The organism is Microbacterium sp. MEJ108Y (genome assembly GCF_000834175.1).
In the GTDB taxonomy this organism is placed as follows: Bacteria; Actinomycetota; Actinomycetes; order Actinomycetales; family Microbacteriaceae; genus Microbacterium; species Microbacterium forte.
Window position 1 is genome coordinate 165532 of sequence record NZ_JXQX01000038.1, and the last position, 17440, is coordinate 182971.

Annotated in this window: 15 protein-coding genes; 4 read left to right on the plus strand and 11 right to left on the minus strand. The window is 67.4% G+C overall.

Features of this window, described 5'->3' with window-relative positions; all coding sequences use genetic code 11:
- Positions 1 to 40: 40 nt before the first annotated feature.
- Together RU09_RS15730 and RU09_RS15735 are read right to left on the minus strand one after the other, a co-directional pair.
- The gene (locus RU09_RS15730) at positions 41 to 1501 is read right to left on the minus strand and encodes an aspartate ammonia-lyase (RefSeq protein WP_042541809.1); all 1461 of its coding nucleotides are present in this window, start codon (positions 1499 to 1501) and stop codon (positions 41 to 43) included.
- Positions 1502 to 1594: 93 nt separating this feature from the next.
- Complete coding sequence (locus RU09_RS15735; RefSeq protein ID WP_042541810.1) at positions 1595 to 2509, minus strand: phosphodiesterase; 915 nt, start codon at positions 2507 to 2509, stop codon at positions 1595 to 1597.
- A 79-nt stretch (positions 2510 to 2588) separates the two neighbouring features.
- On the opposite strand from RU09_RS15735, the gene RU09_RS15740 reads away from it, so the two are divergent.
- Positions 2589 to 3155 carry a TetR/AcrR family transcriptional regulator gene (locus RU09_RS15740; protein WP_042541811.1) on the plus strand — a complete coding sequence of 189 codons (567 nt, stop codon included), beginning with the start codon at positions 2589 to 2591 and terminating at the stop codon, positions 3153 to 3155.
- 25 nt (positions 3156 to 3180) lie between these two features.
- Here RU09_RS15740 and RU09_RS15745 read toward each other — a convergent pair whose 3' ends face one another.
- Together RU09_RS15745 and RU09_RS15750 are read right to left on the minus strand one after the other, a co-directional pair.
- The gene (locus RU09_RS15745; protein ID WP_042541812.1) at positions 3181 to 3516 is read right to left on the minus strand and encodes a peptidase; all 336 of its coding nucleotides are present in this window, start codon (positions 3514 to 3516) and stop codon (positions 3181 to 3183) included.
- A complete protein-coding gene (locus RU09_RS15750) occupies positions 3513 to 4877 on the minus strand; it encodes an inorganic phosphate transporter (RefSeq protein WP_079112662.1) in 1365 nt (454 codons plus the stop codon). The genes RU09_RS15745 and RU09_RS15750 overlap by 4 nt, the downstream gene beginning before the upstream one ends.
- 159 nt (positions 4878 to 5036) lie before the next feature.
- On the opposite strand from RU09_RS15750, the gene RU09_RS15755 reads away from it, so the two are divergent.
- Positions 5037 to 7136, plus strand: a complete 2100-nt coding sequence (locus RU09_RS15755; RefSeq protein WP_042541813.1) for a S9 family peptidase — start codon at positions 5037 to 5039, stop codon at positions 7134 to 7136.
- Between the two features lie 426 nt (positions 7137 to 7562).
- On the plus strand, positions 7563 to 7838 hold the full coding sequence (locus tag RU09_RS18980; RefSeq protein WP_052493004.1) for an endonuclease domain-containing protein: 276 nt from the start codon (positions 7563 to 7565) through the stop codon (positions 7836 to 7838).
- Between the two features lie 132 nt (positions 7839 to 7970).
- Here the strand turns inward: RU09_RS18980 and RU09_RS15765 are convergent, their stop codons facing one another.
- The 6 genes from RU09_RS15765 to truB all read right to left on the minus strand — a co-directional run bounded on the left by RU09_RS15765 (position 7971) and on the right by truB (position 14286).
- Complete coding sequence (locus RU09_RS15765; protein ID WP_042541814.1) at positions 7971 to 8999, minus strand: ATP-dependent 6-phosphofructokinase; 1029 nt, start codon at positions 8997 to 8999, stop codon at positions 7971 to 7973.
- 223 nt (positions 9000 to 9222) lie between these two features.
- The gene (locus RU09_RS15770) at positions 9223 to 11367 is read right to left on the minus strand and encodes a DEAD/DEAH box helicase (protein WP_042541815.1); all 2145 of its coding nucleotides are present in this window, start codon (positions 11365 to 11367) and stop codon (positions 9223 to 9225) included.
- 209 nt (positions 11368 to 11576) lie between these two features.
- Positions 11577 to 12530 (minus strand): bifunctional riboflavin kinase/FAD synthetase, encoded by a 954-nt coding sequence (locus RU09_RS15775; protein ID WP_042541816.1) that lies wholly within the window; start codon positions 12528 to 12530, stop codon positions 11577 to 11579.
- Entirely contained in the window at positions 12527 to 12973 is a 447-nt protein-coding gene (locus RU09_RS15780) for a hypothetical protein (protein WP_231567634.1), read from the minus strand. The genes RU09_RS15775 and RU09_RS15780 overlap by 4 nt, the downstream gene beginning before the upstream one ends.
- Before the next feature lie 54 nt (positions 12974 to 13027).
- Positions 13028 to 13396 carry a hypothetical protein gene (locus RU09_RS15785; protein WP_042541818.1) on the minus strand — a complete coding sequence of 123 codons (369 nt, stop codon included), beginning with the start codon at positions 13394 to 13396 and terminating at the stop codon, positions 13028 to 13030.
- On the minus strand, positions 13393 to 14286 hold the full coding sequence (truB, locus tag RU09_RS15790; RefSeq protein ID WP_042541819.1) for a tRNA pseudouridine(55) synthase TruB: 894 nt from the start codon (positions 14284 to 14286) through the stop codon (positions 13393 to 13395). The genes RU09_RS15785 and truB overlap by 4 nt, the downstream gene beginning before the upstream one ends.
- Positions 14287 to 14394: 108 nt before the next feature.
- Between truB and RU09_RS15795 the strand changes: the two genes are divergently transcribed.
- Positions 14395 to 15294 (plus strand): A/G-specific adenine glycosylase, encoded by a 900-nt coding sequence (locus RU09_RS15795; RefSeq protein WP_269430353.1) that lies wholly within the window; start codon positions 14395 to 14397, stop codon positions 15292 to 15294.
- Positions 15295 to 15303: 9 nt separating this feature from the next.
- Here RU09_RS15795 and RU09_RS15800 read toward each other — a convergent pair whose 3' ends face one another.
- Positions 15304 to 17259, minus strand: a complete 1956-nt coding sequence (locus RU09_RS15800) for a helix-turn-helix domain-containing protein (RefSeq protein WP_082041166.1) — start codon at positions 17257 to 17259, stop codon at positions 15304 to 15306.
- Positions 17260 to 17440 lie beyond the last annotated feature (181 nt).

Sequence of the window (17440 nt, forward strand, 5' to 3'; positions counted from 1 at the left end):
AAGGGGCCCCGGCGCATGCGCCGGGGCCCCTTCTCGCAGATCAGATCTCGATGAGGTCCTCGGACGAGATCACCGGAATCGCAGCGGTGATCGCCTCGAGTCCGGACAGACGCGCGGGCGACAGCTGCTTGATGACCTCTTCGCGCGACATCAAGCCGGCCTCGACGACCAGGTCGGCCACGTTCCGGTTGGTCAGGAGCGCGGTCTTGGCCAGAGCAGCCGCGGCAGCGTATCCGATGAACGGCGTGAGAGCGGTGATGACGCCGACCGAGGCGCCGACCATGGCGCCGAGACGATCGCGGTTCGCCGTGATGCCGTCGACGCAGTTGACGCGCAGCGTCCACATCGCCTGGCGCATCCAGGTGATCGACTGGAAGATCGAGTGAGCGATCACGGGCTCGAACGCGTTGAGCTGAAGCTGCCCCGCCTCGGCTGCCATCGTCACCGTCATGTCCGCACCCGCGACCGCGAACGCCACCTGGTTGACGACCTCCGGGATCACCGGGTTCACCTTGCCGGGCATGATGCTGGAACCGGCCTGCATGGCGGGCAGGTTGATCTCGCCGAAGCCCGCCTGCGGACCGGACGACAGCAGTCGCAGGTCGTTGCAGATCTTCGACAGCTTCATCGCGTTGCGCTTCAGCGTCGAGGAGAAGGACATGAACGAACCGGTGTCGCTCGTCGCCTCGACGAGGTCGGCGGAGGTGACCAGGTCGAGCTCGGTGATCTCGCGCAGGTGCTTCAGCACGGCGGGCGCGTAGTCGGAGTGGGTCGTGATGCCCGTGCCGATGGCCGTGGCGCCCATGTTGATCTCGAACATCAGTGACGCGTTCTCGGTGAGGCGCGTGTGGTCGTAGCCGAGGGTCGAGGCGAAGCCGTGGAACTCCTGGCCCAGAGTCATCGGCACAGCGTCCTGCAGCTGGGTGCGTCCGACCTTGAGCACGTCGTGGAACTCATGCGACTTGTGCAGGAACGAGATGCGCAGCAGATCGAGCTCTTCGAGCAGTGACCGGAGCGTCAGCGACAGACCGATCTTGACAGCGGTCGGGTAGACGTCGTTGGTCGACTGGCTGCGGTTGGTGTGATCGATCGGCGACAGGAACGCGTAGTCGCCCTTCTCACGCCCGGCGAGCTCGAGCGCGATGTTGGTGATGACCTCGTTGGCGTTCATGTTCGTCGAGGTGCCGGCGCCGCCCTGGATCACCCCGACGGTGAACTGGTCGTGGAACTCGCCGTCGATCACACGCTGAGCGGCCCGGTCGATCAGATCGGCGCGCTCGGGGTCGAGGACCCCGATCTCGCGGTTGGCCCTGGCGCTGGCCTGCTTGACCATGGCCAGCGCGACGACGAGGTCGGGATAGACCGAGATCGGGCGCTTCGTGATCGGGAAGTTCGCGTCGGCGCGGGCAGTGTGGATCCCCCAGTACGCGTCGGCGGGAATCTCCATGCTCCCGAGAGAGTCGGTCTCGGTGCGGGTGGGGGCAGGCGCGGCAGAAGCCATGTCACATCCTTGTGGGTAGTGGCGAGTGTGTGGTGCGGGGGATGCTCCCAGTCTACGCCTGCGTGCATGCGCCGCCAGGGATACGACGGCGGGTCAGCGTTTGCGCGAGAAGGCCTCGAGTCGTTCGTCGGGACTGAGTCGCGCCATCCTCTCGAGCCATGCCAGCGAGAAGTGATCTCCGGTCGGCGCGTCCGTCACGGGCACCACGGTGTGGGTGATCGTCTCAGGACGCACATGCACGATCTGGAAGGCCTGCGCGGCATCCATGCCGTTCACCTCGGCGGCAGGGCGCGCGACATTCATGGTGTAGCAGGTCGCCGAAGCCACGCTGACCGGCACGCCCGCGAACGTGCCGTGCGAGGAGTAGTGCAGGTGACCGGCCAGGATGCCGCGCACGTCCGTATCGCGGATGACCGCCGCCAGTTCGTCCTGGTGCCGCAGCTCGAGGATGTCGAAGAGCGGCAGGTGGCTGGGCAGCGGCGGGTGGTGCATCGCGAGCAGAGTGCCGTGCGGCGCCGGTTCACTCAGGATCTCCCCCAACCACGAGAGCTGACCGGCGTCCAGGTCACCGTGATGCCACCCCGGCACACTCGTGTCGAGCGCGATCAGTCTCAGCCCGTCGAGGTCCCATACCCCCGTCACCGGCTCCTGGGTCGGAGGCAGATCGAGCAGCCCCTCTCGCAGGGCCGGGCGCTCATCGTGGTTGCCTGCCACCCACACGATCGGCGCCGCCAGCTCTTGCGCGACGGGCTCCACTGCACGACGGAGCCGGCGATACGCGTCCGGCTCCCCCAGATCCGCCAGGTCTCCGGTGATGACGATCGCCGCCGGGTGCGGATGCACAGCCCTGATCGCCTCGAGAGTGCGGGCGAAGTTCGACTCGACGTCGAAGCGTCCGCCGAGCCGCACGCCGTTCGCCAGGAAGTGCGGGTCGCTCACGTGGATGATGACGTGACTCGCGGGATCATGGCGACCGAAGACGAACTCGCTGTCGGAAGGCACTGGCATGGTCTCAGCCTAGGCCGCACGGCGACATCGGACCATGACACCTCCACGGCAGCTGTAGTAGTCGCGATAGTGTGCTCGGATGGCGAAGAACGAGACGAGGCGACGGACCATCGCGGATGCGGGGCTGAGCGTCCTGGCGACGGACGGTTCTCGCGGGCTCACGCACCGCGCCGTCGACATGGTGGCCGGCGTGCCGGTGGGCACCACCTCGAACTACTTCCGCAGTCGGGATGCGCTCATCGAGGGCCTCGTCGAGCGGATCGGCGAACGTCTCGCCCCCAGCGACGATGACCTCGCCCGCCGATCATCCGAGCAGCCGAGCAGGGAGCTCTTCGCCGACTACGTCAGAGACATCGTGCGTCGTCTGACCGACGACCGCGATGTCACGCTGGCGCTGTTCGAGTTGAGGCTCGAGAGCAGCCGTCGCCCCGAGCTGGCCGCCATCCTGGGCGCATGGCAGCGAGCGGGCTTCGATGCGGACGTCGCGTTCAACACGGCAGCGGGGCTTCCCGGCGGCCGACGCGAGATCGCGCTGTTCCACTACGCGATCGACGGGCTTCTGCTCGATCGGCTGACGTCTCCGATCGATCCCGTCACGTCGACCGACGAGATCGTGGACGACCTCGTCACCGGCCTTCTGCGCTGAATCCGGACGCCGCCGGACACTCCGGTCAGTGCCCGACGACGATGATCAGGATGCCGGCCACCACGGCCACCGCGCACAGCGCGAAGCACCCGTAGGCGCCGTACAGCGCGATGCGTCGCTGCGCCTCGGTGAGAGGACTCTTCTTCGCCGCCTTGGCGGCCTGCTTCGCCGCCCGCTTGAGCTCCTTCTCAGAGATCACGGTGATGGCGTCGGTGAACTCCGCCGGACTCACGACCGGCGCGTGTCCGCTGCGGACCAGCAGACGCAGACCGAACGCGTAGAACGTCACCACGGCGCAGGCGCCGATCAGAGCGGCGAGGAACACCTGGACGAATGCGCCCCAGTCGATGCCGACACTCACTTCGACTCCTCGCTGTTCGTCTTCTCCGGGTTGTCCGTCTGCGTCACGACGCCCGTCTTCGGCGCCTTCTTCGCGGCCTTCGCCGCAGCTTTCGCCTTCGCATCCGATCTGGCCTTGGCCTTGGCCTTCTCTCGCGCCTCTGCGCGGGCCTTCGCCTCGGCCTTGGCCTCGATGATCCGCTGCTGCCTGCGCGTGGGCGGCGTCGTGTCCGGGTGCTCGATCGCGAGCCCCGACTCGGCGACGTCGCTCATCGCGTTCGCCGAGGTCACTGCATCTTTGCGTGAGCGCAGGAACAGGCCGATGATCACGGCAAGTGCGAGAACGGTGTCGATCGCGATGCCCCAGAGTCCGAGCCATGTGATCAGCAGGGCCGCGAGAGCGCCGACGGCACCTGCCGCCGGAAGTGTGAGGAGCCAGCCGATGGCGATTCGACCGGCGGTCCGCCAGCGAACCGTCGACCCCCGGCGTCCGAGGCCCGAGCCGATGACCGAACCCGATGCCACCTGCGTGGTCGACAGAGCGAAGCCGAAGGCGCTGGAGGCGAGGATGGTCGCGGCTGTCGAGCTCTCCGCCGAGAAGCCCTGCGCGGGCTTGACCTCGGTCAGGCCCTTGCCGAGCGTGCGGATGATCCGCCACCCTCCGAGATACGTGCCGAGAGCGATCGTGACCGCACAGGCGATGATGACCCAGAGATACGGGTCCGCCTGCTCGCTGTTCTGCCAGCCGACCGTGATGAGCGCGAGGGTGATCACGCCCATCGTCTTCTGGGCGTCGTTCGTGCCGTGCGCGAGGGCCACCAGCGATGACGTGAAGATCTGACCCCAGCGGAAACCGTCCCGCCCGTCGGGCTTGCCGTCGTAGCGCCGGGTGATCGAGTACGCGAGCTTGGTCGCCGCGAACGCGATGATGCCGGCCGTCAGCGGGGCGATGAGTGCCGGGAGGATGATCTTCGACAGCACCATGCCGAAGTCGATGCCGCCGACCCCGACGCCGACCAGCGTCGCTCCGATGAGACCGCCGAAGAGCGCGTGGGACGAGCTCGAGGGCAGACCCAGGAGCCAGGTCAGCATGTTCCAGGTGATGGCGCCGATGAGACCGGCGAAGATCATCGGGAGGAACACGTCGCCCTGGATGGTGTCCTCGCGGATGATCCCGTGCGACACGGTCTTGGAGACCTCGGTCGAGAGGAACGCGCCGACGAGGTTCAGCACCGCCGCGAGAAGGACCGCTGTCTTGGGCTTGAGTGCGCCCGTCGCGATGGGGGTCGCCATCGCGTTGGCCGTGTCGTGAAACCCGTTGGTGAAGTCGAAGAAGAGTGCCAGCGCGATAACCAGCACGACGATGAGGGCTGCGGTTTCCACCGTTCGCTTTCGGTCGTTGAGGAAGAAAGGAGAGGTGTCGACGGGATCGACGTGACGAACGAAGAGTTCACCGTGGGTTTTACTTCCGTTAACCGGCCCCGGTAGATCCTCCCACCCTCTCGGGTACCGGTCAACTCGACCTGGGCTAGCGTGGAACTCGTGACTGATGCCCCGATCGCAGACCGCCGCTCGACCCTCCGCACGCACCACGACGACACATTCGATGATCCCTACGAATGGCTCCGCGAGAAGGACTCCTCCGAGGTGATCGCACATCTCGAGGCCGAGAACGCCCACACCGAGCACGAGCTCGCACACCTGGCGGATCTGCGCGACACGCTCTTCCACGAGATCAAGGGCCGCGTGCAGGAGACCGACCTCTCCGTGCCGACGCGTCGCGGGAACTGGTGGTACTACAGCCGCACCGAGGAGGGCGCGCAGTACGGCATCCACTGCCGGACCGCGGCTGCCGAGGACGACTGGACTCCCCCGGTGCTGGAACCTGGCGTTGCAGTGCCCGGCGAGGCCGTGCTGCTCGACGGCAACGTCGAAGCCGAAGGGCACGAGTTCTTCTCGCTCGGCGCGTTCGACACCTCGGACGATGCGACGAAGCTGCTCTGGGCGACGGATTTCGAGGGAGACGAGCTCTATACGGTGCATGTGCGCGACCTCATCACCGGAGAGACTCTCCCCGATGAGATCCCCGACACCGGTGGCGCGTTCTTCACACCTGACGGAACCGGGATCCTCTACACGACCCGCGATGACGCGTGGCGTCCTGACACGCTGTGGCTGCATCGCCTCGGCACCCCGGTCGCGGACGACGTGAGGCTCTTTCACGAGCCCGACGAGAAGTACTGGCTCGGAGCCGGCATCACCCGCAGCCGCAGGTACCTCGTGATCGCTGTCGGATCGAGCATCACCAGCGAGGAGTATCTCGTCGATCTCGAGGGCGATCTGACCGCCGCACCTCAGATCGTCTGGCCGCGCCGTGAGGGCGTCGAGTACTCCCTCGAGCACGCCGTGGTCGACGGCGAGGACCGCCTCTACATCCTGCACAACGACGACGCGCTGGACTTCGAGCTCGTCTCGGTGCCGGCATCCGACCCGCAGGGAGACCGTCATGTGGTCCTCGCGCATGAACCGGGACGCCGGTTGCTCGGGATGGATGCGTTCCGCGATTTCGCGACGGTGGAGTACCGCCGCGAGGGGCTCGAGCGTGTCGGGCTGCTCGACTACGCGACCGACGCGGTGAACGACATCGTCTTCGACGAGCCGCTGTATTCGGCCGGCGTCAGCGGCAACCCGGAGTGGCACTCGCCGTTCCTCCGGCTCGGCTACACGTCGTTCGTGACCCCGGGGACCGTCTACGAGCTGGACCTCGCCACTCGGGAACTGCACCTGCGCAAGCAGGTCGCCGTGCTCGGCGGGTACGACCCTCTCGACTACGGGCAGAAGCGCGACTGGGCGACGGCATCGGACGGCACCCGGGTGCCCATCTCTCTCGTCTGGAAGCGCTCGTTCGGCGAGCCGGGCTCGGAAGTGCGACCTGTGCACCTCTACGGCTACGGATCGTACGAGCACTCGATCGATCCCGGCTTCTCGGTCGCGCGGCTCTCAGAGCTCGACCGAGGAATCGTCTTCGCCGTGGCGCACGTCCGCGGCGGCGGTGAGATGGGTCGGCAATGGTACGAGGACGGCAAGCTGCTGAACAAGCGCAACACCTTCACCGACTTCGTCGCGTGCGCCGAGCACCTCATCGAGCAGGGAGTGACGTCTCCTGAGCGCCTCGTCGCCGAGGGCGGAAGCGCCGGCGGGCTCCTCATGGGAGCCGTGACGAACCTCGCCCCCGAGCTCTTCGCCGGAGTCCTGGCGGCTGTGCCGTTCGTCGACGCGCTCACGACGATCCTCGACCCCTCGCTCCCCCTGACGGTGATCGAGTGGGACGAGTGGGGCGACCCGCTGCACGGTGCCGACGTCTACGAGTACATGAAGTCGTACTCGCCGTACGAGAACGTGCGGGACGGAGTGGACTATCCGCGGATCCTGGCGGTGACCTCGCTCAACGACACCCGAGTCCTCTACGTCGAGCCCGCGAAGTGGATCGCCGCCCTGCGCGTCGCCGGAGCATCCGACGCTCTGCTCAAATGCGAGATGGTCGCCGGTCACGGCGGTGTCAGTGGTCGCTACAACTCGTGGAAGGAGCGCGCCTTCGAGCTCGCCTGGATCCTCGACACGGTGGGCCTCGCCTCGGAGTGACGCTCGACACTCGGTGATCTGAGTTCAGGGCGACCGGCTGAGATCAGGACGCACCACACAGCATCAGCCTGATCTCGCGCTGTTCTCCTGCTTCCGACAGCCGCACTCACTCCTGCACATTCGGCGATTGATCCGATTCGATTCACATCAGAGCTGCCGGGTCCCACCAGAGGGCGTGCGGCTGCAGAGTGACTGCATGCGACTGGAGGACTGGCTTCGCGAGCGCGACGGAGCCGCACACACGACGCAGATCTACGCGGCTGGATTCAGCAGACACGCTGTCGCCTCGGCTGTCGACTCCGGGCGGATGCTGCGGCTCCGCCGATCTGGGATCGCATCGATTGGCGCAGTGCGCGGGCATCACGCATCGCTGCGGTCGCTGACGTCCTGTCCGATTCCGGGCTCGAGACCCACTTCGTCATCCCGATGCGCTCGATCGGGGTGGTCGTCGTCCAGCAGGTGTGGGTCGACGGGCACCCGCTGGATGCCCTGATCGGTGATCGCCTCGCGGTCCAGTTGGACGGATTCGCCCATCACAGCAGCGCCCAGGATCGGCGGCGCGACATCGAGGCAGACGCTCGATTGCGCTTGCGCGGTTACACCGTGCTCCGATTCGACTATCACCAGGTGCTGTTCCAACCACAACTGGTCCTGAACATGGTGTGTGCGGCGATCGCCCAGCAGTTGCATCGTCGGGGATGACTGGCGTCACCAACTGGGTTCAGGACGACCGCCTGAGATCAGGAGAGTTCAGTCGGAATCCTCCTGATTCGCGTCGGTAGCCCTGTTCTCGCCTCCACACCCGTGCGGAGTGACGGAGAACAGGCTTCGGTCTCAGCCGAAGAGCGCTGCAGCCTCGTCGTAGCGGCTGCGGGGAACCGTGTTCAGCTCGCCCAGTGCCTCTGCGAACGGGACGCGGACGATGTCGGTGCCCTGCATCGCGACCATCTGGCCCCATGCCTTCTCGACGATCGCGTCGGCCGCGTGGAGTCCGAGGCGGGTCGCGAGCACACGGTCGAACGCAGACGGTGATCCGCCTCGCTGGATGTGTCCGAGGATCGTCGCGCGGGTCTCGATGCCCGTGATGCGCTCGATCGCGGGAGCGAGCTGATCGCCGATGCCGCCGAGACGAGGGCGGTTGAAGGCATCGAGGCCCTTGTCGCTGTATGCCTCGTCCATGCCGAGCAGCTTGAACCCCTCGGAGACCACCACGAGCGGTGCACGACCACGGTCATGCGCGCTGGAGACGAGGGCGGTGATGTCATCGATGGACATCGGCACCTCGGGGATGCAGATGGCGTGAGCGCCCGCCGCCATGCCCGCGTGCAGAGCGATCCAGCCGACGTGACGACCCATGACCTCCGCGACCATGCAGCGCTGGTGCGAGTCTCCCGTGGTGCGCAGGCGGTCCATCGCGTCCGTGGCGATGTTGACGGCCGTGTCGAAACCGAACGAGTAGTCCGTGGCGCGAAGGTCGTTGTCGATCGTCTTCGGCACACCGATGACGTTGATGCCGTCCTTGGCGAGTCGGTCTGCTGCTGCGAGAGTGCCCTCGCCACCGATCGCGATGATGCCGTCGATCTTGTGCCCGTACAGCGTCTTGGCGATGTTCTCGGCGCCACCGCGCTCACCCTCGTAGGGGTTCGTGCGACTGGTGCCCAGAATCGTGCCGCCGACCTTCGACAGACCCTTCACCTCGTGTCGTGTGAGGGGGAAGAAGTCGCCGTCGACCACGCCGCGCCAGCCGTCACGGATGCCGACGAACTCGAGGTCGTAGGTGGTGGTGCCCTTGAGCACGATGCCGCGGATGACCGCGTTGAGTCCGGGGCAGTCGCCACCGCTCGTCAGAATGCCGATCTTCATGCTTGCCTCAGACGGTTCAGGGGAAGGGGGAACAGGCGACGATGCCTGCGATCGACACTAGCGCTCCGAGCCGACCGGGCGCCATTCGAGACGATGAAAACCGAGGATCTTGCCGACGATTCGAGACGATCAGCGAGAAATGAGCGAACATGTCACCGAACACCAGAAATCGGCGTCAAGAACCGAAGTTCTTAACGCCGATCTCCGGGGAATCAAGCGTGTGTCACACGGCTCCGAGCGCCTCCCGGAGCAGATGCATGAGAGCGCCCAGCTGCACGGGCTCGGCGGCAGCCTCGTCGAGTGCCTCGCCGTCGAGCGCACGGGCCGCGAGACCCTGCTTCTGATCGATGAGCTCTGCGATCTTCGCGTCGATGGTGTGCGCCGCGATGATCCGCCAGGCGGTCACCGGCTCGTCCTGACCGATGCGGTGCACCCGGTCGATCGCCTGCGTCTGCTCGGCCGCGGTCCACGACAGCTCCGCCAAGACCACGTTCGACGCCGCCTGCAGGTTCAGACCGACACCGGCAGCGGTCAACGAGCACACCGCGATACCCACGGCGGGGTCGCTGTTGAAGTCGTCGATCGCCTGCTGACGGACGGTCGAGGTCTGGTCGCCGCGGATCGAGACCGACCGGATGCCGGCGGACGCGAAGTGCGCCTCGGCCTGATCCATCACGTCGATGTGCTTCGCGAAGAACACGACCTTGCCCACGGAGCGCTGGAGCTGGGCCGCATAGTCGGCCGCCAGATGCGCCTTCGCCTGTCCGATGCGGCGCACCATGGTGAAGACGTTGTCTCCACCGGTGCCTGCGGCCTTCGACTCCTCGAGCTCGTTCTGAGCGACCAGGCGCACGATGTCCTGGTCGATCTCGCCCGGTGCGAGTCCGCGATCCCCTCGCGCCTCGATGATCCGCCGGTAGCGGGCGGCGAGCCGCTCGCCCAGCTCGCGCTCGGCCTGACGGATGCCGCGGCCGAACTCGTCATCCAGCTGCACCGGGAGGTCCGCGATGAGCTTGTCGGGCAGATCGGCTGCGACGTCCTTCTTCTTGCGCCGGACGATCCCCATCGAGATCACCGCTTCGCGGGCCTCCGGGTAGAACGCCTTGTCGGCGGGGGTGAAGCCGGTCGCGTCGAGCTTCTCCATCAGCTCCGGGCCCGGCTTCTCGCCTGTGGTCCAGCCGAGGAAGCGCCAGATCGCGTCGAAGTCCTCGACGTCGTTGATGAGCGGTGTGCCTGTGAGCGCGAGCATCAGCGGCTTGCCGCCTGGAGTGCGCTCGCGCACGCGGTTCGCCAGCGACAGCACGTTCTGCGAACGCTGCGAGCTGAGGTTCTTGATGAAGTGCGCCTCGTCGACGACCATGCCGCGAAGACCGATCGAGGCGAGCCACGACATGTGACGGTCGAGGATCTCGTAGTTCACGATGAACACGTCGGCGAACGCGTCGATGTCGGTGCCGTCGCCCTGGATCACGGTCGCCCTGCGCTGCGGGGTCCACCGCTCGACCTCTCGCGCCCAGTTCATCTTGACGACGTTGGGCACGACGACGAGCAGCGGGTAGGCGCCGGCGACGGATGCGGCCAGCACCGACTGCGCGGTCTTGCCGAGGCCCGGTTCGTCAGCGAGCAGGAAGCTCCTGTGTCCTTCGCGCACCGCTTCGAGGAAGCGCGACTGGTGCACCATGACCTCGAGGCCCTTGGGAGAGAGGTGGTCGTACTCGGGGGCCGGCGGCAGGTCCATGCTCGCGGCTCCTCCCCCGGCTCCGGTCTCGAACGCCTTGTACAGTGGGCCCATGAGCTCCCAGCCGTCCAGGCGTCGACGCGGAGTCGTGGCGGCGCGCGGGGTGAGATCGGGGGCGAGGAACGGATTCGCCAGCTGGCGCGCCTCGACGGAGGGCGGTGTGACCTGACGCTCGGGGATCCCCGCGGACACCATCGGCGTCTGCACGGGAGCGACGTCGGCGATGATGAGCTCTTCGGGAGCGAGTTCCGCTCCCGACTCGAGCAGCCAGTCGCGTCGCATGCGCTTCGCAACAGGCGAGGTCGCCTGATCGGCCTCGAGAAGCTGGATCAGCGAAGTGTCGCGCGCTGCGGTCTTCGCAAGGATCGTCGCCACGCCGTCGAGCCGCTTGAGCAGCTCGGCGCGGGCGGCATCCGCGATCTCAGGATCGGCCTTGACTCGTGCGCGCTCTTCACGCACCAGGAACGCGATGACCTGGAACTTGACCCGGTTCGTGGGTCCGAGCTTTCCCCGCTGCGACTTCGCCTCGATCTCACGCACCTTGCGGGCGAGGATCGGGATGAGGGGTGCCTCATCGTCGCGACGAGACGTCTTCTTGCGCCGTGTTGCGGCGGTTGCCGTGGTCGGCATGCTCCTCCTGAGCGTGAAGGCCGGAGCATCCGTGGGATGCGTCGGCCGTTCTCGGTGTCCGCGTGTGGCGTGAGCCAGGACCGTACGAACAGTATTTCCGGTGATCGTCTACGAGCGAATGACGCGCGAGGATCAAGGACCACCGAGGCCCATTCTATGCCATGCGACCTGAGCGACGCAGATCAGGACACGCAGAGTTCGACCGGAGTTCAGCTGGAGCTGCGCGACAGCACGCTCTCGGCATCCGTCACGTCGGCGGCCATCTGCGCCTTCAGCTTCTCGATCCCCTCGAACGCGACCATGCCGCGCAGACGCTCGACGAACTCGACGGTCACGTCGTGACCGTACAGATCGAGATCGGTCTCGCCGATCACGTGCGCCTCGACCTGCCGCTCGAGAACGTCGTCGAAAGTGGGGTTGGTGCCCACCGAGATGGCTGCCCGATGCCTGAACCCCGTCTCGTGATCGACGAGCCATCCGGCGTACACCCCGTCGGCGGGGACGAACGAATCGACCGAAGCCGAGAGATTCGCGGTGGGAAAACCGAGTTCGCGTCCGCGTTTGAGTCCGTGCACCACCTCGCCGCGCACGTCGACGTTGCGGTCGAGCACGCGGGCGGCCGCGGTGACATCGCCGGCCATCAGCAGTTCACGGATCCACGTGGACGAGACGCGACGGTCGGATCCGTCGAGGAACACGTCGTCGACGACCTCGACCGTGAATCCGTACCTCGGCCCGAGTTCTCTGAGGAGCTCGGGGTCTCCTGCCCCGCCTCGACCGAACCGGAAGTCCCTGCCGACGAGGACGGTGGACACATGCAGTGCACCGGTCAGGATGCTGGCCACGAAGTCTTCGGCGCTGCGCGCCGCGAGTTCTTCGTCGAACGTCAGAAGCAGTGTGGCGTCGAGCCCGAGTTCTCCCAGCAGCTCCAGCTTGCGCTCGACCGTGACCACGTTCTCGGGGCAGCGATCCGGTCGAAGCACCGCGAGTGGGTTGCGGTCGAAGGTGACGGCGACGGCGCGGACTCCCGACTGCGCCGCGATCTCCTTCAGACGCCGGATCACCGCGCGGTGACCGGCGTGCACGCCGTCGAACTTTCCGATGGCCACGGCGGAGGGGCCGAAGCCGTCCGGCACTTCGCTCGGGTCACGGAAGACGATCATGCGCTGGCCTCGGCGTGGAGAACAGATCGAGTCTCTCGCGTCGGCCTGTGCGTGCGCAGCCACCAGATGCCGAAGATCGGCAGCACCAGCGGGATGAACAGGTAGCCTCGCCCGAACATCGACCAGACCGTGTCGTGCGGGAACAGTTCGGGGAAGAAGATGCTCAGAGCGCCGACCACCAGGACTCCGGCGAGCTCGAAGACGATCGCCACCCACGCCACCGCGTACCAGCCGCGTCGGCTCGCGAGAACGAGCGCCAACGTGGCGAGGATGTACACGACAGCCGCGAGGGCCGAGAGGGAGTACGCGAGAGGCGCCTCGTCGAACTGTCGGAAGATCTGCACGAAGCTTCGGCCGGTGGCCGCCAGCGCCATCACGGCATAGACGATCACGAGGACACGGCCGATGCCGGTCATGCGGGAGGTGGGAACGGTGGTGCTCATAGCGTCCTCCATTCTAGATCCGGGCGGGAAGAGGCGGATGCGCTCCCGACCGGCTCAGGCCACCTGAACGGTCCAGATGACGTGCATGCGCCACACCATGATCGCCACGGCGAGAGCGGCCACACCGAGGATCACTGTGCTCCAGCGACTCCTCTCCATCAGCGCCCACAGCACCGCGCCGATGGGCAGCAGCACAGCGGAGACGAGATAGACCCAGTACTCGAGCAGGTCGCCCGTCGGAGGGTTTCCGGTCAACGGTGCCGCGATTGCGGCCACGACCTGGACGACGAGGAGCAGCTCGACCAGGGCGAGCGCGCCGACGGTGTAGTCGCTCGGACGCCGGCCGGCCAGACCGAGGACGACGCAGAACAGCCCCGCCGCGGTCGCGACCGCCACCTGAGCGATGGTCAACCAGAGGATCATCTGGGTGCCTCCGGCATGTTCATGGCGCTCTTGAGGTCAGCACCGCGTCTCTCGACGACGCCGACGAGGACGCCCTCCTCGTCGATCGCGGCCGCCAGAGAGCCGGTCAGCCGATCGGCCTGTCCCATGAGCCTCTTGCCGTGACGAAGATCTCTCGCTTCCTCGGCCGACACCGACAGCGGGTCGAGGACCCTGGCGGCCGCGGCGGCCGGGGTGAGCAGCGCCGTCTCCACGACATCGTCGACCGCCACGGCATCCGTGACGTCGAAGTCCCCCACGCGTGAGCGCCGCAGCGCCGTCAGGTGCCCGCCGACTCCGAGCGCTGTGCCCAGGTCTCGAGCGAGCGAGCGGATGTAGGTGCCGGAGGAGCAGTCGACGACGACGTCGAGATCCAGGAACCCGTCGCCGGAGCGCTCGGCGATGAGATCGAAGCGCGAGACCGTGACGTCGCGGGCGGCCAGCACGACCTCCTCCCCCGCGCGCACGCGGTCGTATGCGCGGCGTCCATCGACCTTGATAGCCGACACCGAGCTCGGCACCTGGGAGATCGCACCGGTGAGCTCCCTGATCCCGGCGGACACTCGCTCGGGGGTCACCGAATCCCATGACTCGGCAGAGGCCCGCGTCAGGATCTCACCGTCGGCGTCGTCCGTGCCGGTCGTCTGCCCGAGTCGGATCGTGGCCTCGTAGGTCTTGTCGGCTCCCACGATGTACGTGAGCAGTCGCGTCGCGCCTTCGACCCCGATCACGAGCAGACCGGTGGCCATGGGGTCGAGGGTTCCCGCATGCCCGACCTTGCGGGTGCCGAGCGCACGCCTGGTGCGTGCGACGACGTCGTGGCTGGTCAGTCCAGCTGGTTTGTCGACGAGAAGGATGCCGGGCGAGACCATCTCTCAAGCCTACGATGCGTCTGAATGCTCCACCGCACGTTCCGCCTCGCTCGCGCCGCCACCTGCCCTCGACTCCCGCCAGTATCCCGGTTCGCCTAGGCTGTCGAGGTGCCCTCGACATCGCTTCCCGCCTCCGCGGTGTCTCTGCCTCTTGCGGACTGGTATCGGGGCGCAGCACGAGATCTGCCGTGGAGGCGCCCTCGATTCCATGAGGACTTCGGCGCCTGGGGCACGCTGGTCAGCGAGTTCATGCTGCAGCAGACACCGGTCAACCGGGTGATACCGCACCTCGAGGCGTGGCTCGACAGGTGGCCCACCCCCGCGGCGATGGCTGCCGCCTCGACCTCCGATGTGCTCCAGCAGTGGGCCAATCTCGGCTATCCCCGCCGCGCCCTGTGGCTGCACCGCGCTGCCGTCGAGATCACGGAGCGACACGGGGGCGTCGTGCCCAAAGACGTGGATGCGCTGCTGAAGCTCTCGGGAATCGGCGACTACACGGCCAGAGCTGTGGCCGTCTTCGCATACGGCGACCGACACCCCGTCGTCGACACCAACACTCGTCGCGTGATGGCACGCGCGATCCTCGGCCAGGCGCAGCCGGGCCCGCCCTCGCGCCGCGATCTCGAGCTCATGGATTCGCTGCTCCCCGCGGATGTCGCCGAATCCGCCGTGTTCAACGCCGCGGCGATGGAGCTGGGCGCCACCATCTGCACGGCGCGGTCGCCGCGCTGCGAGATCTGTCCCTTGGTCGGCGTGTGCGCGTGGGTGGCTGCAGGGCGGCCGGACACCGGTGACACCCGGAGGCGCCAAGCGACCTTCGAGGGCTCTGACCGTCAGGCGAGAGGCGCCGTGCTGCGGATCCTGCGAGCCGCTGCACCTGACGCGGTCCTGATCGACTCCGTGCTCGCCGAGTGGCCGGATCCTCTTCAGCGCGACCGTGCGATCGACTCCCTCATCGCCGACGGCCTCGCCGAGGCCGATGGCGAGATGCTGTCGCTCCCCCGCTGACTCCGACGGTCAGACGAACTGCCCGATGCGATGGGCCAGCACCGTCAGCTCGACGCGGGTCCTGACCTCGAGCTTCGCGAAGACCCTGCCCAGATGAACCTCGACCGTGCGCACCGACACGTGGAGCGAGTCGGCGATGTCGCGGTTTGGAGCACCACCGGCCACCAGCATCGCGACCTCCAGCTCTCGAGCGGTGAGCATCGATGCCCAGACTCGGCGGCACGATGAGAGCGGATCTTCGGTCGCTGCGCCGTCGGTGACCTCCACCCGCTCCAGACGCACGGCGACCGCCCTCGCCCAGGCGGTCGCGCCGGAGACCTCCAGGAGGTTCCGCGCCATCGCCAGGTGCTCTCTGCCGATGGCGATGTCACCCTTGATCAGCGATCTGGTGCCGATCATCGCCTCGACTCGCCCGCGCGAGAACGGCGAGGTCAGAGTGCGTGCCGCTGCGACGACGAGCGGACGCTCGACACGCCATTCGTCATCCGAACAGCTGGTGATCTGCACCCGCAGTCGCTGGGCGAGACCGATCTCGGGCGGCTCGATCCGATGCGGACGCCACGATGCACCATGCGTGACGACGATCGCCTCCTCGAGTCCGGGAACAGACAGCGTCGGCTGCGGAGCGCCGCGGTCGCGCCAGAGCCGCATGCATGCCGCAGCCTCGGCCGAGTTGCCCGCCAGGAACGCCTCGATGCCTCGATCCACGAGCTGATCGATGCGCGGAGGCGCCGGAAGTGCGGCAGTGAGAGCCTTGGCGAACGGCCCGAGGTGACCGAGAACCGCCAGGTCGAGCCGTCGAGCGACGACGACGCCGAGTCCGGCGAACGGCACAGCGACGGGCAGCTCGAGCGCGGCATGCAGCATCCGGTCGCGCGCAGCGCCGATGTCTCCCCGCCACATCAGGAGCAGGACTTCGACGACCGCTCGATACGCCGCGACCAGTGGACTGAGCTCGAAGCCCGCGACGAACGGGTCGACCTCGACCCCGACCGGCGAATCGCCCGCGGCGAGCAGGCTGAGGCCCCTGTCGACGTCTCCGTCGACTGCCGCTCGCAGGGCGCGGAACAAGCTTCCGGTGAGCGGGCCTGCGCCGCTCACGTCGTCTCCGTCGCCGTCGCCGATCACCAGCCATGCGAGCGCGACGACCGGGTCGCGGAGTTCTCGATCGGCCCCGACGCGCGCGCTCGCCTTTCTGAGAGCCTCGAGCCACGGACGCATCCCCCGGCGGTCGCCCCGTTCGGCGCACAGCATCGCCGCGAACGCCGAGGCCCGGGCCCACGAATACCACTGGTCGGCGTCATCGACGCGCGGCTGGATGACGCTCGTGTCGACCTCAGGCACGGCCCCACGGAGATGCGCCTCGGCGACGAGCAACCCGCCGAGACCCTGCAGGCGATAGAGCTCGTCACCGCCGGGAAACAGACTCCCCAGTCGCCTCGCCGCGTCGACCGCGTAGCCCGCGGCGATGGCCGCGACACCGGCGACGAGAGTGGCCTCATCCCGTTCGATCCCGCTCGAGTGCGCGGCTGCTTCTGCCGCGAGGTGGAAGGCCCGCTCGCTCAGTCCCGCCTCCGAATGCTCCCTGGCGATGCGCGTCAGCTCCCCCGCGGTCGCCGGTTCGCCGTGCATCGCCGCTCGAGCGCCGTGCCAGTCGGCATCGACCCGCTCGCCGCGCGCGTCGAAGAGTCGGTGCAGTCTCGAGTGCACCGCGGCGGCCGACGAAGACGCCGTCGTCGCACGCAACCAGATCGCCAACCGGGGGTCGGCGAGCCGGACTCGGCCCGCGTGGATCTCGAGAAGCGCTCCGAGCGGTCCGCCGACGAGTTCTGCGGCGGACCGTCCCGCGAAATCCACCAGCGGGTCGAGCCTGTCGTCGAGCCGCAGAGACACGGCGACGAGGATCTCACGGTCGCGATCGTCGAGCTTCAGCTGAGCGAACAGCGCCTCGACGGATGGCACCATCGGCAGCGGCGACGGGAGCGCCCTGAGACCGTGCCGCTGAGCAGCGTCGAGTCGTGCCGCGACCGCCAGGATCGTCTGCGAATCCTCCGACAGCTCGAACGCGAGTCGCGCCGCGACATGCGGCGCGCAGCTCAGATCATGCTCGAGAAGGTCGTCGAGGATCGCCTCGACGACCGCGGGT

Bases quoted from the DNA above. Each gene is read 5' to 3' on its own strand.
- RU09_RS15730 (WP_042541809.1), bottom strand. From the start codon at position 1,501: ATGGCTTCTGCCGCGCCTGCCCCCACCCGCACCGAGACCGACTCTCTC.
- RU09_RS15735 (WP_042541810.1), bottom strand. From the start codon at position 2,509: ATGCCAGTGCCTTCCGACAGCGAGTTCGTCTTCGGTCGCCATGATCCC.
- RU09_RS15740 (WP_042541811.1), top strand. From the start codon at position 2,589: ATGGCGAAGAACGAGACGAGGCGACGGACCATCGCGGATGCGGGGCTG.
- RU09_RS18980 (WP_052493004.1), top strand. From the start codon at position 7,563: ATGCGCTCGATCGGGGTGGTCGTCGTCCAGCAGGTGTGGGTCGACGGG.
- RU09_RS15765 (WP_042541814.1), bottom strand. From the start codon at position 8,999: ATGAAGATCGGCATTCTGACGAGCGGTGGCGACTGCCCCGGACTCAAC.
- RU09_RS15770 (WP_042541815.1), bottom strand. From the start codon at position 11,367: ATGCCGACCACGGCAACCGCCGCAACACGGCGCAAGAAGACGTCTCGT.
- RU09_RS15775 (WP_042541816.1), bottom strand. From the start codon at position 12,530: ATGATCGTCTTCCGTGACCCGAGCGAAGTGCCGGACGGCTTCGGCCCC.
- RU09_RS15780 (WP_231567634.1), bottom strand. From the start codon at position 12,973: ATGAGCACCACCGTTCCCACCTCCCGCATGACCGGCATCGGCCGTGTC.
- RU09_RS15785 (WP_042541818.1), bottom strand. From the start codon at position 13,396: ATGATCCTCTGGTTGACCATCGCTCAGGTGGCGGTCGCGACCGCGGCG.
- truB (WP_042541819.1), bottom strand. From the start codon at position 14,286: ATGGTCTCGCCCGGCATCCTTCTCGTCGACAAACCAGCTGGACTGACC.
- RU09_RS15800 (WP_082041166.1), bottom strand. From the start codon at position 17,259: ATGGTGCCATCCGTCGAGGCGCTGTTCGCTCAGCTGAAGCTCGACGAT.